We start from the raw sequence: 18292 nt of genomic DNA on the forward strand, positions 1-18292 counted from the left end.
TATCTGGTATTGAATTGGATTGGAGGTATTAAATTGGATAACGAATCAAATAATTATTTATCACTTGGTAGTAAAGTTCTTCTATCGTACGATATAAAACCTTTGAATTTAAAAATGCTTCAAAGTAAAGGTTTGAAAACATTATGGAAATTAACTTATAAAAATACACCACTATGCCTTAAAAGATTAAATCAAACTATGGAAGAGGCTCTTTTCTCGGTTAATGCACAAATATATATATTTAACAACGGTGGTATGGTACCCAGGGTCTATCCTAATGCAAAAGGTAATTTTATAACTGAATATAACGGACAGTTATTTGTATTATACAGTTGGGTTAATGGGCGCGATATGAATTTAGAAAACCCTAAAGATTTAAACTTAGCATTACAGTCTTTATCAAAATTTCACATAACCTCCATTGGATATGTGCCACCAATTAATTCTAAAACATCCTCTAAACTTGGAAACTGGCCAAAACAATATACATCTATGAAAAATAGAATGTTAAAGATAAAAGAAATTTGTATACAAACTCCTAATAATGCAAATTATTCGAGCCTTGTAGATCATATAGATCCAATCATAGAAATTTGTGATAAAACAATTAATCTAATTAATAGTTCTTCTTATAGTGATTTATGTAGCATTAATCAAAAAGAGTCTTGTTTATGTCATCAGGATTTTGGCACTGGAAACGTAATGCTAATAGACGGCAAAGGCATAGTTATAGATTTGGATAGTGTTACCTATGACTTACCTTCTCGCGATTTAAGAAAGATTATTGGGAAAAGAATGATGCAATTTAATGATTACAATATAAATAACATTGAAACTATATTAAAATTCTATGAAATAAATAATATTCTTTCACCAAAACACAGAGAAGTTTTAAAAATCGATTTAATGTTCCCTCATTGGTTCTTTGGTTTAATAAAAAATATACACAAAAGTGATAAATCAATAAGTGCTCAGAGAATTTGTGCAATTTCTAGTTTCGAACAGAATAAATTTTCTACACTTCAAAAATGGCTTTAAAGGAGGCATATATTGAAAATAGCAATAATTTGTACGGAAAAACTTGCTTATCCCCCTATTAATGGCGGCGCTGTTCAAATGTATCTTGAGGGCGCCTTACCTATGTTATCAAAACTCCATGAAATAACTGTGTTTAGTATACAAGATCCTAAGCTACCTAACAGGGCTTTCGAAAATAATGTAAAATATATACGATTACCTGCACGCACTAGTGATGAGTATATACTTGGTTTAAAGAAGTTTCTTACAAATGAATTTGATTTAGTGCATGTATTTAATAGGCCTCGCTGGGTCCCATTCTTAAGTAGAGGCTTAACTTGCGCTTTTAGTTTAAGCCTTCACAATGAAATGTTTGGCCATAATAAAATTAGTAATGAATTAGCAAGTGCCTGTATTAATAGGGTAAGCTTTATCACCACTGTAAGTGGGTTTATTGCAGATGGCGTAAAAAAATTGTATCCATTTGCTAAAGAAAAACTTTATCCCGTATATTCTGCAGTAGATTGCAATTTATATAAACCAGTTTGTAATAACGATGTTAAGGATTCTAGTAGAAATATACTTCGAGAAAAATATGGTCTTAAGGATTATAAAACAATATTATATGTAGGTAGATTAACTCCAAAAAAAGGTACCCATATAGTACTCGATGCCATGAATTCAGTTATGGAGTCACACCCAAATACTGCCCTAATGATTATTGGTAGCAAATGGTATGGTGGAAATCAGCCTACTGATTATGTTAAATTATTAAAACGCATATCAAAAGAACTAAAAGGGCCAGTTATTTTTACAGGTTTCCTAAGTCCTTATGAAATTCCTAAATATTATAGCATCGGAGATATTTTTGTTAATTTATCACAATGGAGAGAACCCTTAGCACGAGTTCACTATGAAGCTATGGCCGCAGGACTTCCTATTATAACTACTAATCGTGGTGGTAATGCAGAAGTAATGGAAGATGGTATAAATGGCTTTGTAATTAATGGTAATGATTGTGAGAACCCAAGAGTTCTTGAAAGAAATATACTTCGTCTTCTTAATAATAAAGAGCTATGCCTCGAGCTAGGAGCTAATGGTCGAAAATTAGCTGAGGAAAAATATAATTTTAATAGACTTGCTAATGATTTATTAAAACTTTTTGATAGCGTTAAATAATTTAAATAAGGAAGTGTACTATTGAATAATTCGATTTTAGTAACTGGAGGAGCAGGCTTTATTGGTTCAAACCTCTGTGATTATTTATTAAAAAACAATAATAAAATAATTATTGTCGATAATTTTAATGACTTCTATAATCCTTTGATAAAAAGAAATAATATCACTAAGATACAAAATTCAATGAAAATCAACAATATTACTGATGATAATTTGATAATAAAAGAAGGCGATATCCGAGATACAATTTTTTTGACAAAAATATTTAGTTTATACAAAATAGACATAGTAATTCACCTTGCAGCTATGGCTGGTGTTCGCCCATCTATCATAAACCCATTTTTATATAACGAAGTAAACATGACTGGTACACTAAACTTATTAGACATATGTAATAAATATAAGATAAATAAGTTTATATTTGCCTCCTCTTCATCTGTATATGGAAATAACGAAAAGCTTCCCTTCACTGAGTCAGACCCTGTAGATTCGCCAATCTCACCTTACGGGGCCACTAAGAAGTCTGGTGAACTATTATGTCATGTTTATAGCCATCTATATGGGTTTAATATAGCTTGCCTTAGATTTTTCACTGTATATGGTCCAAGACAGAGACCCGATTTAGCTATCTATAAATTTACAGAATCTATTTTAAAAGGAAAAGAAATTTCTATTTTCGGAGATGGCACTACAAAACGAGATTACACCTATATAGATGATATAGTTCAAGGCATAGATAAAGCCATAACATGGACAACTACAGATAAGAATAAGTATGAAATCTTTAATTTAGGTGGTTCTACTACTATCATGCTTAACTATATGATAGAACGAATAGAAATCGAACTTGGTACTAAAGCAATTATTAAATATTTGCCTATGCAACCTGGTGACGTGAATATAACTTATGCTAATATTTCTAAATCGAAAGAAATTTTAGGCTATAAACCAATAACAAATTTTGATTATGGAATTCACAAATTTGTAAAATGGTTTAAAACTATTCCATTATATTAATAATACAAATAAATGGCTATTACTTTATTATTTAAAGTAGTAGCCATTTTATTTCTTTTAATTTTTAATATTTCCTTTCCCTACAGAATAATATGCTTTAATATTAGCCTCTTTAATTTTCTCTATATCCAATATATTTCTTCCATCAATTATTATAGATTCACGCATAATCTCATTAACCTTACATAAATCTATGCTATAGAACTCATTCCATTCTGTACAAATTATCATTGCATCACAGTCTTCTAAACATTCATACACTCCATCACAATAAGTTATATCTGGAAATATATTTTTTATTTCCTTTGTGACCATAGGATCATAAGCTTTTATATTGACTTTATTCTTTAATAATTTTTCGATTATATATAAAGATGGGGCTTCCCTAATATCATCTGTATCCGGTTTAAACGTCAAGCCTAATATACCTACTGTTTTGCCTTCAATTATTTTATAGTGTTCTAATAATATATCCACTGGTAATACTCTTTGTTTTTCATTTACATCAACAGTGGCCTTTACAATATTTAGATTACAATTATAATTTTCAGACATTTTAACTAATGCTTTTGTGTCTTTCGGGAAGCAAGATCCACCATAACCTAATCCAGCTTTTAAAAACAATGGTGAAATTCTCTTATCTAGTCCTAAAGCATATGCAATTACATCAATGTCAGCGCAAGCTTTATTGCAAAGATTAGCTATTTCATTGATAAAAGAAATTTTCACAGATAACATCGCGTTAGAGGTATATTTAATTAATTCTGCTGTTTCTGGGTTAGTTAAAACCATCTTTATTTTAAATGGCTCGTACAATTTTCTCATTACCTCCAAAGCCTTTTGTGATTCTGAACCTAAGACTATTTTATCGCCATGGAAAAAATCATATATTGCTTTTCCTTCCCTTAAGAATTCTGGGTTAGAAACTACATCAAAGTATTCCTTTGGCACATTATTTTCTAATAACTTACTTGTTATATATTTTTGAGTACCTACTGGCACTGTACTTTTAGTTACTACTACTTTATATTTATTGATATAAGGTGAAATTAAATTTATTACCACTTCTACTTGTCCAATATCTACATCCCAATTATCCTTTGTTGGAGTTCCTACAGCAATAAATATTATATCTGAAGATTTAATTCCCATTTCTAAATTGTCAGTAAACTTAACACTATCTGTATTTAAAGACTCTTTTAGTAATTCATCTAATCCCTCTTCAAAGATAGTTGGTACACCATTATTAAGCATACTTAATTTATCCAAGTTTTTTTCTACACAAATAACCGTATTTCCTTTTTTACCAAAACATAATGCCGTTATGAGTCCTACATATCCAGCTCCAATAACGCATATATTCATACAATCACATTCTCCTCTTTGATAGTATCACATTTTTTATCATCTACACTTTCACGTTTATCAATTATTTACCTTAGTAACTTGGTATCTAACTATTAGTGTTCTTAATAATAATCTATATTTAGAATCACACTTTCATTTAAATAAATTGCATTAAAAGCTTATTCTATCTATCTAAATACTATATGAGGTTATTCATAATTTGGTGAAGACTGTATAGCGTTATGGTATAATAAAATCAGAAAAATTAAATCTTAAATAAAATATAATCATTTACTATAAAATAAATACACAAAATAAGAGGTATAAAATGAGCTTTGTTAGATTATCTAAAACAGTTGAATATATGTATAAATTACATCATAGAAACTTTAAATTGTACTTTAAACCTATAAAAGCGCCGTTATATGAGCCCATAGTAAAAAATTCTATTCATTGGGTAGGTCATGCTACTGTAGTCATTAACTTAAACAATAAGATTATAGTAACTGACCCTGTAACTAGTTTAAATCTTGGTGAACTAAAAAGGTTAGTTAAACCCTCTTTAAATTTATCATCCATTAATATTGATTACATAGTTCTTTCTCATGGTCATATGGATCATATGAATTATTCAACTCTTAGGAAAATAAACAAAAGTGCTATAGTGATTGCCCCTATTTACTTAAACATCCCTTTAAAAATTTTAGGTTTTAAAAATATAGTGCTTCTAAATCATGCTGAAATATATAGTGATAGACACATAAAAATAAAAGCATTAAAAGCAAATCACGATGGAAGGCGTTACCCTTGGGGAGCTAAAGCTGAGAGCAACTCCTATATAATTGAAAGTAGCCTTAAAAAGATCTTTTTTGCTGGTGATACTGCTCTCACTGATGCATATAAAGATTTAATAGCAGATGTAGCCATCATGCCTGTAGGCTGCTACAAACCTGATGAATTCCAAGAGATGCATTGTTCTCCAGAGCAAAGCTTTAAAATGTTTAAAATGACAAAGGCTAAATTAATGATACCAATTCATTATAAAACCTATATTTTAGCTCAAGATAAGGATGAGGACACTGTTAATACATTAAATAGAATAAATGATGGGAGTATAAAAATTATTGATATAGGCCAAACTGTAAAATTATAAATAACACAAAAGCAGGCAATAGACCCCTAAATTAGGTCTATGCCCGCTTTTTATACAAATAAATCTTCAATATCATTTTGACTCATCTGCGATAAGAACAATTCTGCTCCCGTTTCATCATTAATTACACTATCTGTAACTTCTTTTTTCTTTTGTTGAAGCTTAAATATTTTTTCTTCTATAGTTCCTCTTGCTATTAATTTTATAACCTCTACTGTTTTTTTCTGTCCAATTCTATGAGCTCTATCTGTTGCTTGAGCTTCTACGGCCGGATTCCACCAAGGATCAAAATGTATGACCATATCTGCGCCTGTAAGGTTTATCCCAGTCCCACCAGCTTTTAGAGATATTAAGAATACCTGTGACTCTCCTTCATTAAAATCCTTCACCATCTTAACTCTTTTTTCTGACTTTGTTGAACCATCAAGATACATATAGTTTATATCTTTAGTATCTAATCTACTCGCAATATTCTTCAAAACTCTTGTAAATTGAGAAAATATTAATATTCTATGACCTTCCTCTAAACTATTAACTAAAATTTCATCTAGAGCTTCCATTTTGCCACTACCTCCATTATAATTTTCTATAAAAGTAGATGGGTCACAGCATATTTGCCTTAACCTTGTTAATATTGAAAGTACCTTAAACTTACTTTTATTAAATCCTTTCTCCCTAACATCTTCTTCTAATTCTCCTTTAGCATCCTTTAAATAAGCTAAATAGATTTTCTTCTGCTCCTCTGTCATTTCCACTGAAATTCTATGTTCTATTTTTGGAGGTAAATCTTTTGCAACCTCAACCTTTGTTCGCCTAAGTATAAATGGTTTTACATGATTATTTAATTCCTTTAGTGCATTTGCATTTCCATCTTTTACAATTGGCGCTTCGAATTTTTTTGAAAAAGCACTATGATTTAACATATAACCTGGCATTATAAAATCAAAAATTGACCAAAGTTCAGTAAGAGAATTTTCAATAGGTGTTCCTGTAAGTGCGAATCTCCCTAAAGCATTCAAACTTTTTACAGCAGCAGAATTTTGAGAATTAAAATTTTTGATAAACTGGGCCTCATCTAAAAAACAATATCTAAATTGAATTTTTTTATACTCCTCAAGGTCCCGCCTTATAAGTGAATATGATGTTATAACCACATCATTGTCCCCTATGTTTTGTTTTTGTTCTTCTCTCTGGCGTATATTCCCAGATATTACTATACAATTTAGCGAAGGTGCAAACTTTTCTATTTCATCCTTCCAATTGTATACAACTGAAGTTGGACATACTACAAGTGTTGGTTGTTTGATATCATTTTCCTCCACTTCAGACAAAATAAATGCTATAGCCTGGAGTGTTTTTCCAAGGCCCATTTCATCTGCGAGTATTCCTCCAAATCCACATTTAGCAAGAGTTTTTAACCATTTAAATCCAGTTTTTTGGTAATCTCTCATTATACTATCTAAAGAGCTTGGAACTATTACTTTTAATTCATTTGTATTTTTCAAATCATAAACTAGCTCTTTAAATTTTTTATTTGTATCAACGAAATCCATCTGTTCTCGTTTTAATTTTTCTTCTATATATAGTGCATTATATTTAGAAAGCAAAATTTTATTTTTTGAAATATCTTTATCTTTTATATTTAAGTACTCTATCATTTCTGCAACTTTTAGTAAATTATTAGAATCTAGTAATACAAAACTTCCATTTTTGAGCCTATGATATTTTCTTTTTTCTCTTAGTGATGCAAAAATATTTTTAAGTTCAATATTATCTACACCTTCAATACTAAAGTTAAATTCTAAAAGATTATCCTTATTGAGTCTAATATTTGACTTATATCCAGTATTTCCATGCACACTTATTTTTTTAAATTCCTCCGAATAATAAACATCCGCCATCTGCTGAAGTTTTTCGAGTCCTGAAACTAAAAACTCTAAAAGTTTTTCCTCATCTAACATTTCAAAACCATTATCACTGCGAACAAATCCAGATTGATTAAATTGATTTATGATACTCATTTCCTTATCCATGTCTCTTATAAGTGCTCTTCCCTCTTGTACTTTGTTTTCTTTACTATTAAAAGGGTTTATTTCTATATCTCCATATTTGAAAGTTATAAGAGCCTCAACATTTTCAGACTTTTTTTCAAAATAAACAATTGCCTTAAGTTCTTTTACATAAAATTCGTTTTTAAGGGACATATCTATATCAACTTTACTACTTATTTTATTTAATGTTGGAAGTACAAATGATGCTACATCATCTTTCTCTTCTTCATAAAATTCTATGCAACCATTTTTTTCATCTTTAAATCTATTATAAAAGGGCATATAAGTATCCCTTTGTGTAACTGGTGGCTCATATATTTTCCCTTCATAAAAAAAGAATTCACCATCACTAGTTAGCGAAACAGGCATATTATTCTTTTGCTCTAATATAAATTTATCGGCTTCCCTATTTATATTAAACTCTAAAGGCATAGATTCCTTTTCTATATGTACATTAGTAAATGTCTCACCCTTTATAACAACAGATAAATCTCTATTGTATAAGCACTTTAATAATCTTTTAATCATGCTATCAGTAAAATAAGCTTTTTTACCGGACAGAAACTTTACCTGGTTACTCTTATATGTATTTGCAGCCCCCGCTAACGACTGAAGTTCACCTGCTTCCTTAAAAATTTCTATAATATTTAGATCTTCATCCCTAAAAGAGTGCAAAGAAGGATTATATGTAAATTTCTTACCAAATTCCATAAGCTCAAAACTTTTATTATAACAAATTAAGAATTCTTTTATATTTTTAACTACATATTGCTTATCCTCACCGATTTTTAAGCTCACAAATGATTTTGTATTATCGCTAATAGATCCGTGCTCGTATTTTATATCTATATTTAAATATATTTTTGCTCTTTGAGCCACATTAATATTATTAGTTATTTGTTTAATTAAATTATTTGTTTTAACCATTTTTTTCACTTTAATAATTTGTTCTTTCTCATTAACATACTTTAATAATGTAGCCACAACATGTTTGCACATATTTCTGCGCCCGTAATAACCGAAACTATATTTATTGCAATCACAGTTATAGTTTATAAACAAATTAATATTATCAAAACTTACATCTACTTTATATAAATCAAATTTTGAGGACTGTACATTTGAAGTTATCGTAGTTTGTGTATAATCCTCAAAATTTCCCAAGTCTTCTATTTCTACATCTATATCCTTAACCTTATTATCCAAATAGTAATTGCTTCCAACTTTATAAGTCTCTTTATCAGTATTCTCTCGTATTATCTCTTCATTAATATCATTATTATTACCCAAAAATTTCACCCCTAAGTTTTCTGTTGTTGGCTTTTTTCTAAATAACATTTCCATATAAATTATCATTTTCAATATACAAAAAAATAATCCTAGCAAAATAAATTTATGCTAGGATTACTTATATTCATCATATTAAAAAACTATTATTCTTAATTTGATTAAATCTTTGGCTAGAGTGGCAGGATTCGAACCTGCGAATGCCAGAGTCAGAGTCTAGTGCCTTACCGCTTGGCTACACCCCAATAAAAAAAACAAATGGTGACTCCTAGGGGAATTGAACCCCTGAATCCACCGTGAGAGGGTGGCGTCTTAACCTCTTGACCAAGGAGCCATATTAGCTATTCGCGTTTCAGCGATTTGCACTACGAGATATAGTATACCTCGTATTTCAGTATAAGTCAAATAAATTTCTAAAATAAATAGATTTATGTCCTTTTTAGTATATTATTAACATCATCACTAACTTTTATTCTATAAAAACAAGGTATTATCTCCAAATTATCCCACATAATAATTCAAATAAATCCAACAAATTTTTTGGATTCTTTCCTGTCAGTTGTTTTATTCTTTCCAACCTGTAATTTAAGGTATTCCTATGTATATTAAGGCTACTAGATACTTTATTAATATCACCATTATGTTCAACATATGCTTGTATAGTTTTAACAAGTTCTAGTTTATTCCCAGATTTATCAAGATTTGAAAACATATAAATTAATGATTCTTTGTTATCATAAGATAAATGAATAAAGAACTTTAAATCATCATAATTGTATATTAAAGATGACGGTTTTATCTTAATACCAAATTCCATTGCTAGTTCTGCATTTTTTAGTGAAACAGCAGCAATGTCCTCTTCTCCTCCTAAACATATTTTATTTATGTCTAAGCTCTCTTGCATATCCATTAATATTGTATTATTTTTATAATTAATTGTACTAAAAAATACTGTTTTATTATCATCTATATCATAATAGTGAGGGTGCTTATTACATAATATTCTATATTCACTTAAATTTGAATTTATGTACACAAGGATAGCCTGACTTTTTTTTGTAAGATCAAGACCATAACTTTTAGCCCTCGCATGAAAATCTTCATCATACTCCGTTGTTCTGTGAGCCAAATCCTGATAAAACCTCTGCCTATTTAACCTTTTATTCTGAATTTCCTCATCTAGTTTAGATTGCTCAATTAATAAAGCGGCAGTTACACGGACAAGCTTACTAAACCTTCTCACCTCATCAGGATGCCCCGTAATGCCTATTACTCCTATTATATTTTCATCTACAATAATAGGCTCGTTTACCCCTGGTTTCATTCCTCCGTCTTCTTCTTCATATACTTCATTTATAAATTGATTATCTATTGCTTTCTTAGCACCTTCATGAACATCTCCAATACGTTTAATATCTCCACTACCTATAATTACGCCATTTTCATCCATGACATTTATATTGTAAGGAATAACATCCATCATTTGCAAAACAATTCTTTGTGCTATAGTTTTCGATAACTTCAATGTACTCACATTACTCACACCCTTCTGAAATGTCGTTAAATGTTTTTTAATAATACATTCTTATTAATTCACTTTCTAATCATAAAGTATACCAATAGACACTTCTATTCTTTTGTAAATACAAAAGTGGATTCCGAAGAATCCACTTTTGGTGTATAATTTAAATATGATAAATAAAGAAACTATACACTATTATACCAATAATTGTGAAGTTTATCAATTAATTTTTGATGGAACTCTCATTTTTGTAAATTATAATAAGTTCATAAGTCTTATTATATTTTCAGCTGTTTTTTCAACGTTTTCCGGTCCATTCACTAAAGCTTCCTCAATAGAAGTTACTCCTTGCATGATACCAAATATTGAATCTATCCCACTTTCATATAATATATCTATGCCTTCACCAACTTTTCCGGCTAATGCAATAACTGGCTTATTGTGCTTACTAGCAACTGCCGCAACACCAAAAGGAGTTTTTCCATATTGAGTTTGGTAATCTATACTTCCTTCTCCAGTCCAAACCATATCTGCATCTTTCACTTTTTCTTCTAGTCCAGTATATTCAATTACCATTTCGATACCTTTCTTCAAAGTACCATTTAAAAATGCCAAAAGTCCAGCCCCGAGTCCTCCGGCTGCTCCAGCACCTGGTACATCTATAACATCTTTGCCAAGTTGATTTTTTATTATATCTGCATAGTGTTTCAAGTTATCATCTAATATTCCTATCATTTCTTTGGTAGCTCCTTTTTGTGGACCAAATACATTTGAAGCTCCTTTTTCTCCACAAAGTGGATTGTTAACATCACAAGCTACTTCAATCACAACTTCTTTTAAGCGAGGGTCAAAATTCTTTAAATCAATGCTAGTTAGTTTTCCTAATTCTCCACCACCGAAACCTAATTCATTCCCCTGCTTATCTAATAGTTTTCCACCAAGTGCTTGTACAACTCCCGCTCCACCGTCATTTGTAGCACTTCCACCAATACCTATTAATATTTTTTTTACTCCATGATCTAAGCAAGCATTTATAAGCTGCCCAGTACCATAAGTTGTTGTTAACAAAGGATTCCTTTGCTTTGCAGGTATTAACTGTATTCCACTGGCACTAGCCATTTCTAATATACCTACTTCTCCTTCTCCTAAAATACCATATTGTGCTTCTACCATATTTCCAAGCGGTCCAACTACTTCTAAAGAATATACTTTTCCATTAGTAGCATCTACCAATGATTGCATAGTTCCTTCCCCTCCATCAGCCATTGGTACATGTACGCAGGTAATTTTATCATTTGCCTTTTTTATTCCTCTTTCCATTGCCGTGCAAACTTCTTTCGCTGTCATACTTTCCTTAAAAGAATCTGGTGCTAATACAATAACTAAATCCTGTTTCATATATATCACTCCTAACTTAACTTATATTTTTATTAGATAAATAAGTATAAATTCATATTTGCTTGTTATTTTAAAAATCCATATATGATAGTTGCTGTAATCATCATAGATCCACCAACCATAGATTCATATGGAATAAGTTTCATACGTTCTTTAATTTTCATTTTTACAGAATCCGCTGAAGCATGAAAGAAATTACCATGTGGCAAATGATCAATAACTGTAGCCCCTGTATGTACCATAATTGCCGCATTTAATGGAGGTACTCCCATAGCTAATATTGCTTTTCCAAAGCTTCCAGATGCTAGAATTGCTCCTGTAGCTGTTGATGCAGTAGCTCCTGCCATGAGTATTCCTGATATCGGTGCTAAAAACACCCCTGAAATACCTGCCGAGTGGATACATTGTACCACTACCGCACTTAAATTAGATTTAGAAATGACACCTGCAATTGCACCTGCACCAATTAATATTATGGCAGTACCTGTCATTTTATTTAACCCTGAAGTGGTATATTCAACAACTTTATTAAATTGACCCATTGCGATTAATCCTATTAATCCTGCAAGTGGCAGTATAATCATAGAATCAATTTTAATTTTCGCTAAAAATTGTATATGAAATATATTTCCAATAGGACTTAATGATAACAATAAAATTGCTACAATTGGAGCCACCATTGATTTGGCGAAACTTGGTTTTTCTTTTGTAGTAGTTACAATTGCTTCTGATTCTTTAATTAATTCACCTTTTTTACTTAACATTGTAGCAACGAAATATGTTACTATTAATCCTACTATTGCAGGTATAAAACCATTAATCATTACTTGTGCTAGATCTAAATTAAAACCTTTTGCTACTGCTATAGTATTGGGATTAGGAGAAATTATGTTTCCAGCCTTACCTCCACCTACCATCGCTAAAAGTATTGAAGATTTAGTAAGTCCAACTTTTTTACCTACGGACAATGCTATTGGTGCAACTATAATAACTGAAACTGCAATAAATACACCTACAGCAGTTATAACCATAGTTGCAATGGCTATTGCTAAAAGAGCCTTTTTTTCGCCCAGCTTTTCCACTATAGTTTCTGCAATTCTCTCTGCTGCACCAGACTCAATTAGAATACCTGCGAGTATTCCTGCTGCGAGCACTCTAACCACTGCCCCCATTACGCTGCTGGTACCATCAATAACAATTTGTGTAGTTTGAGTCAAACTAGCACCGCCAACTAATCCGCCTATAATAGCACCTCCAAAAAGTGCGTATACAGGACTTACCTTTCTAAATATTAAAACTATAGCAACTATTAAACCAAATATTGCTCCACTCCAATTAATTACAGCCATTTTATTTCCTCCCTATTGTATAAATGTAGTTGTATCTTTAATAATAAATGATCTCATCTAGTGTTAACCATAAATTCAATTAGATACTTAAAAAAATTTGTAGCATAATATCTATATAACGTTTTCATAACTTCTATATTAATAATAGTATTTTTATAAACCAGTTGATATTGGTTATTTAACTTTTTTTATTGTTCATTTGCACAATAATCCTTATATCTCTTAATGTCTTACTTCTAATCATATTAAAAGAAGAGGTCCATAATTAAGATAATATGTAAAATAAACACTAACGAATCTTTTTTAATTTTAGAAAAAATGTCTTGAATTTCAAAATTGCATAAGATAAAATACATATAAGTAAATTATTACATAACATTAAAAATTAAACTATAATGTATAAATGTCAGATACAAATTATTATAAAGTAGCATTAGTATTAAAGGCAGTCTTAAATTAGATATGGCTACAATGAAAACGTTTTATTCGGTAGAAGATTTTCTCTCTTGGTACAAAAATACAAACATGATTCCATGAGTTTTAGGTACAACCTTAAACTTAAGAATAAATAAAAAAATACGGAGGAATTATTTATGAAAAAAATGAGATCATTGTCAGGAGTTTTCCTATCACTATCTATGGTGTGTAGCTTAGCATTTTACCCTGTTAGCCAATCATTTGCAGTAACACCAGCTCCTGTTACAGTTAAGGATTTTAATAGTTTACAAGCAGCTATTAAATCAGCAACTAGTGGTGAAACAATACAAATTGCAGCAAATACGCTTGACTGTACAAGTCAGATTGTACTTGATAAATTAGCTTCGGGCATTACTATTCAAGCAGCCGCCGGTTACACTCCAGTGCTTGACTTTACAACTTTCAAAGAAGTATCAAAGAAATTGAGTCCAAAAACAACAGGAGATGCATATACAGGTTTTAGAATCACTGGCGGTAGCTACACAATAAAAGGACTAATAATTCAAAAAGCATATGACAACGGTATGCTCATAAAGCCTAATTATAATGCAAAAGTAAAACCAACTGTAGCAAATGCTGGAAAACCTGACAACAATTCAATTGTTAACTGCGTATTCCGTTACAATGGAGATGCAGGTCTTCAGATTTCAGGTAGTGAATCACTTGAATCAGCAGGAGTTAGTGTACGTCCAAACAACACTCACATAACTGGGTGTGTATCTTACAGAAACTTTGACATACTTACAACTGGCGGAAATGCAGACGGATTTGCAGCAAAACTTTTCCTTGGAACAGGTACTGTATTCTCATACTGTGTATCTGCTGAAAACTCTGATGACGCTTGGGACAGCTTTGCTATAGGTAGCAGTGACGTTACTTATCAACACTGCGTAGCATATCACTCTGGTGATTCTACAGTATTCAGTGGAGCATATGACAAAGCACACGGACTTCCAGTAGACACAAATATGACGGTAGGTACTTGCAAAGGTAACGGTAATGGCTTTAAGATGGGATCAGGTTCATCAAAATATGGTGCACAAACAAACGGTGTTAAAAATCTTACTAACTGTTTAGCAGTAGATAATATGTCAAAGGGTTTTGATGAAAATAATGGTACTGGCACAATAAACCTTACAAATGGTATGGGTTTAGGTAATGTAAGTGGCGACTATGTACTTGACCTTATGAAAGCTGGTACATTCATAAATGCACAGGCATCCTCCTCAAAGAACCTAAAAGCTCCTAGTGGTGGAAATATCACAATTGCAAGCACAGCAAATCAGACAGCTATTAGATCAGAAGTTAATAGTGCTATGGCAAAAATGAGACAAGAACTTACTGCAAACAAAATTCCAACACAAATGAACTTTAGCTTCTGGAAATAGTTAATACAATAGAAAAGATAAATGAGTAGCCCTTGAGTATTCTCAGGTGCTACTCATTTTTACTTCCATTTACGCTTAGCTATTATTAGATTATTCTTATTTTAGTTTTTCACTGCCAAACAATAATTTACATTATCAAATGCTGTTATAGGATGATCTGGATTTAATTTATTATATTTTTTGAAATACTGCTCTGTTATTTCATTTGGTGTCAAATGCTCATAAATCAAAAAATTACTATCAGCTAATAAATTTTTAAGCTCTGAATAGGAATAGCTTGCAAGCATTTTCTCATTAGCCCCACCTGCCAGTGCCACTTGTTTTTTCGTACTTTCTCCTGCTTTCGTGGTATATGAATCCTCATCTGGATAATCAAAAATAATAACACTACCTTTTGGCACAATGCATGAAATAGTGTTGAGTGTTTCAGCAAAAGTCTTCTTAGTCAAATAGTAGCTTATCCCAAGCAAACTGCAAAAGCTGATTTTACTTTGATCAAATTCAAGGCAGGAAATTAAATTGATTTCCCAGTTGTTTTCTGTAAAATCAGCTGATACGTAGTGCAGATTAGCAGGTTTTTCTGATAATAGTGATTGAATACGCTTTTGTTTATCAGAACCAGTGGCCGGATGGTCAAGTTCAAAAATTTGAATGGTTGATGCCCAATCAGGCTGACGATATGCAAATGTATCATAACCGGCAGCGAAAATTACATATTGTTTTGCACCACTTCGCACAGCATTTTCAAGTGCTTTTTCCGCAAATGCTGATCTACCAAGTGGCGTTGGAGATAACTGATTATCTACAACCCATTGTAATGCTTCTTTCTGCGTACCATCAAATGATGGATTGAAAAAATTGATTCCTTTTGACATATTACTTGAAATTTGTTCGTATTCATTCTCAGTTAAAATGTCTTTTGCCAAATAATCATCAAATACTTTATCTGTATTTTGCAGTGAATGATACGCCCTTGAAAATGCGCTTATCAATGCGGTCATGCTTTTTTGCTCCATAAAATTATCACCTCTAATAATTAATACCACTTCATTATCAACAGTACAAGGCTTGAAAATTCCCTTGTTTTGTGGTATAATAGAGGTTAAAAATATAAAAGTTTACAAAATAGCCATATTTATAGCGACAACTTTTGTAATTCAATAGCATAACAAAAACTGTTTATATTTTTCTCATAACAATAGAAAGGAATGTCTCTCCAAGGAAAATATACCTGACCCACTTTTTTATAACCAAAATCCTCATATAATTTAAGTGCTGTTTCATTTCCACTATAAGCATCTAATCTAATACATGAATAGTTATTTTTAGCAGCTACATCTTCAATAAACTTTAACATTTTTTTTGCAATACCCTTTCCCTGAGATTCCGGATGAACAGACAATCTATGAATAACTAATACCTTTATTCCATCAGTAGACCAGTTTATTTGACTGTATTCTGGAGATTGTTCTTCATTTATTGCAACATATGCTATATACTTGCCATCATCCTTTAAGACGTAACAATGCTCACTCTTAATATCATTTTCAATAATATCCGAATTTGGATAAAATTCATTCCACTGATATATGCTTTGACTCTCCATATATTTTATACAGTTAGAAATTATATCAAGAATGCCTGATAGGTCTTTTTTCTTCCCCTTAATAAAATCCATCCCTTTTTCCCCCTTTAAAAAGCTTTTAATAAATTTGCTATATATAAAGATAAATATTATTTATATTACATTGAGTATTTTAAAATATGGTTGCTTTAAAGCATAATATCCCATTACTAAAACCCTTGATAAGATTTCCTTCTTGTTTTAAAAAAACTGATTTATCACCATAAACAGGATAAATATATTTTACTTCTATTTTATTTGCTTTAGTTGTGTTACAAAGTTCTTTTAAAATAAATAGCCCTTGTACAACAGGATTCTCAGTAAGATGAATAGAATTTGTATCTCCTGTTAGATGGCTAAAATCTGCAATTTCTTCTTTTGAAAAATTATGCCATAGGGTCTCTTTCTCTTGAATCGTTTCTGTTTGAACAGGTTCTTTAACAGTTACATTCATCATTAAATATACAGTTAATGTTTCCGCAATTTCATTTTCAATATATCCGCTACAGCTTGCTATACAAAGTTTTTCATTGCTTTTCAGAACCTCACTTCTATAAGTTTCTTCATCTAATTTTGATTTGAAACGCTGATATTTTACTTTAGCAATAAATGCACCTTCATAAAAAAAATCTTCAGTTGTAGAAAACGCTCTAAATAAATCTATCATTATTATTCCATCCCCATTTAACTAAATTTGTTTTAAACTTGCCACATCAGCCCCTGTAAATTTATTATCATAATTAATAATGAACTTCTAAATTTCAATGTCAACACCTATTTTTCTATTTTTGTATCTATATAATACTAAAACTAAAATGAGTATTATAGTTACAACAACCATCCCAATGTAGTAAACTCTTATAATTTCACAAACATTAATATGTAAAAAATGTAGCTCTAAGTATCTACCCCAAAATTAATTTTAATGTTTAGCATTTTGTTTGCTTTTATTTCTTATATCTTCTAACAGTCCTTCAAACCATTGAACATTTACTAAATGATGAGAAAGTGAATTTTCCAACATTTTTTTAAAATAAGTAGGTATATTTTCGTAAAGTTCAAGAGATTGTTCTAATAAAAAAATTTTCTTTTTAGTTTGTTCTATTTGTATTTCTATTAGTTTTGTTAACTCCTTGCTATTATATTCATTAGCAAATAGCATTGCTGCATAAAAAGATAAGTTTATATAATCTGTCTTAGAGCCATACTTATACATCAATTTTTCAAATTCTTTATCCCCTAGTTCAGTGATAATATAATTATGCGTCTCTCTAGTATTGTCTAATTGGTCAATTCTTTTAATATATTGTTTTTCTTCTAATTGTTGAAGATTATAATAGAATGACCCTTTAGTGAAATTCACTATATATTTATAGTGTCGATCTTCCATTAAGGCTAATAATTCGTATCCGTAGGAACCTGGGCTTTGTTTTAATAAACCTAAAATTAATAATGGTATCAAAAAAACACCTTCTTTATATTT

General features: G+C 30.6%; 14 protein-coding genes and 2 tRNA genes. 5 read left to right on the forward strand and 11 right to left on the reverse strand.

The genetic code is table 11. The annotated features are described in order from the left end of the window. Positions 1-33 precede the first annotated feature (33 nt). The 3 genes from A7L45_RS12505 to A7L45_RS12515 are packed head-to-tail and all read left to right on the forward strand — an operon-like array spanning position 34 to position 3213. Complete coding sequence (locus A7L45_RS12505; protein WP_084647453.1) at positions 34-1038, forward strand: CotS family spore coat protein; 1005 nt, start codon at positions 34-36, stop codon at positions 1036-1038. 12 nt (positions 1039-1050) lie between these two features. Continuing rightward, positions 1051-2196: a glycosyltransferase family 4 protein gene (locus A7L45_RS12510; RefSeq protein WP_071613093.1), complete on the forward strand. Its 1146-nt coding sequence runs from the start codon at positions 1051-1053 to the stop codon at positions 2194-2196. A 21-nt stretch (positions 2197-2217) separates the two neighbouring features. Further along, positions 2218-3213 carry a GDP-mannose 4,6-dehydratase gene (locus tag A7L45_RS12515; protein WP_071613094.1) on the forward strand — a complete coding sequence of 332 codons (996 nt, stop codon included), beginning with the start codon at positions 2218-2220 and terminating at the stop codon, positions 3211-3213. A 57-nt stretch (positions 3214-3270) separates the two neighbouring features. On the opposite strand, the gene A7L45_RS12520 is transcribed toward A7L45_RS12515, so the two are convergent. After that, the gene (locus A7L45_RS12520; RefSeq protein WP_071613095.1) at positions 3271-4578 is read right to left on the reverse strand and encodes a UDP-glucose dehydrogenase family protein; all 1308 of its coding nucleotides are present in this window, start codon (positions 4576-4578) and stop codon (positions 3271-3273) included. 310 nt (positions 4579-4888) lie between these two features. Here A7L45_RS12520 and A7L45_RS12525 point away from each other — a divergent pair, with 310 nt between their 5' ends. Further along, positions 4889-5713 (forward strand): MBL fold metallo-hydrolase, encoded by an 825-nt coding sequence (locus tag A7L45_RS12525; RefSeq protein WP_071613096.1) that lies wholly within the window; start codon positions 4889-4891, stop codon positions 5711-5713. A 50-nt stretch (positions 5714-5763) separates the two neighbouring features. Here A7L45_RS12525 and A7L45_RS12530 read toward each other — a convergent pair whose 3' ends face one another. The 6 genes from A7L45_RS12530 to A7L45_RS12555 all read right to left on the reverse strand — a co-directional run bounded on the left by A7L45_RS12530 (position 5764) and on the right by A7L45_RS12555 (position 13320). Next, positions 5764-9108, reverse strand: coding sequence for an SNF2 helicase associated domain-containing protein (locus A7L45_RS12530; protein ID WP_224616945.1), 3345 nt, complete (start codon positions 9106-9108; stop codon positions 5764-5766). A 113-nt stretch (positions 9109-9221) separates the two neighbouring features. Further along, positions 9222-9296: transfer RNA gene (locus A7L45_RS12535), tRNA-Gln, on the reverse strand. 14 nt (positions 9297-9310) lie between these two features. Beyond that, a tRNA-Glu gene (locus tag A7L45_RS12540) sits at positions 9311-9385 on the reverse strand. Positions 9386-9541: 156 nt separating this feature from the next. Continuing rightward, positions 9542-10576, reverse strand: a complete 1035-nt coding sequence (locus A7L45_RS12545; protein ID WP_071614965.1) for a CdaR family transcriptional regulator — start codon at positions 10574-10576, stop codon at positions 9542-9544. 252 nt (positions 10577-10828) lie between these two features. Next, positions 10829-11971, reverse strand: coding sequence for a glycerate kinase family protein (locus A7L45_RS12550; RefSeq protein WP_071613097.1), 1143 nt, complete (start codon positions 11969-11971; stop codon positions 10829-10831). A 65-nt stretch (positions 11972-12036) separates the two neighbouring features. Continuing rightward, on the reverse strand, positions 12037-13320 hold the full coding sequence (locus A7L45_RS12555) for a GntP family permease (RefSeq protein WP_071613098.1): 1284 nt from the start codon (positions 13318-13320) through the stop codon (positions 12037-12039). A gap of 593 nt (positions 13321-13913) precedes the next feature. Here A7L45_RS12555 and A7L45_RS12560 point away from each other — a divergent pair. Continuing rightward, positions 13914-15185: a pectate lyase gene (locus A7L45_RS12560; protein WP_071613099.1), complete on the forward strand. Its 1272-nt coding sequence runs from the start codon at positions 13914-13916 to the stop codon at positions 15183-15185. A gap of 101 nt (positions 15186-15286) precedes the next feature. Here A7L45_RS12560 and A7L45_RS12565 read toward each other — a convergent pair whose 3' ends face one another. The 4 genes from A7L45_RS12565 to A7L45_RS12580 form a co-directional block, all read right to left on the reverse strand. Next, positions 15287-16201 carry a class I SAM-dependent methyltransferase gene (locus A7L45_RS12565; RefSeq protein WP_071613100.1) on the reverse strand — a complete coding sequence of 305 codons (915 nt, stop codon included), beginning with the start codon at positions 16199-16201 and terminating at the stop codon, positions 15287-15289. Between the two features lie 119 nt (positions 16202-16320). Continuing rightward, positions 16321-16863: a GNAT family N-acetyltransferase gene (locus tag A7L45_RS12570; RefSeq protein ID WP_071613101.1), complete on the reverse strand. Its 543-nt coding sequence runs from the start codon at positions 16861-16863 to the stop codon at positions 16321-16323. A gap of 79 nt (positions 16864-16942) precedes the next feature. Continuing rightward, positions 16943-17476 carry a hotdog family protein gene (locus tag A7L45_RS12575; RefSeq protein ID WP_071613102.1) on the reverse strand — a complete coding sequence of 178 codons (534 nt, stop codon included), beginning with the start codon at positions 17474-17476 and terminating at the stop codon, positions 16943-16945. A gap of 255 nt (positions 17477-17731) precedes the next feature. Then, positions 17732-18271 carry a PadR family transcriptional regulator gene (locus A7L45_RS12580; protein ID WP_071613103.1) on the reverse strand — a complete coding sequence of 180 codons (540 nt, stop codon included), beginning with the start codon at positions 18269-18271 and terminating at the stop codon, positions 17732-17734. Positions 18272-18292: the final 21 nt, after the last annotated feature.

This window comes from Clostridium estertheticum subsp. estertheticum (assembly GCF_001877035.1).
Taxonomy (GTDB): Bacteria; Bacillota; Clostridia; order Clostridiales; family Clostridiaceae; genus Clostridium_AD; species Clostridium_AD estertheticum.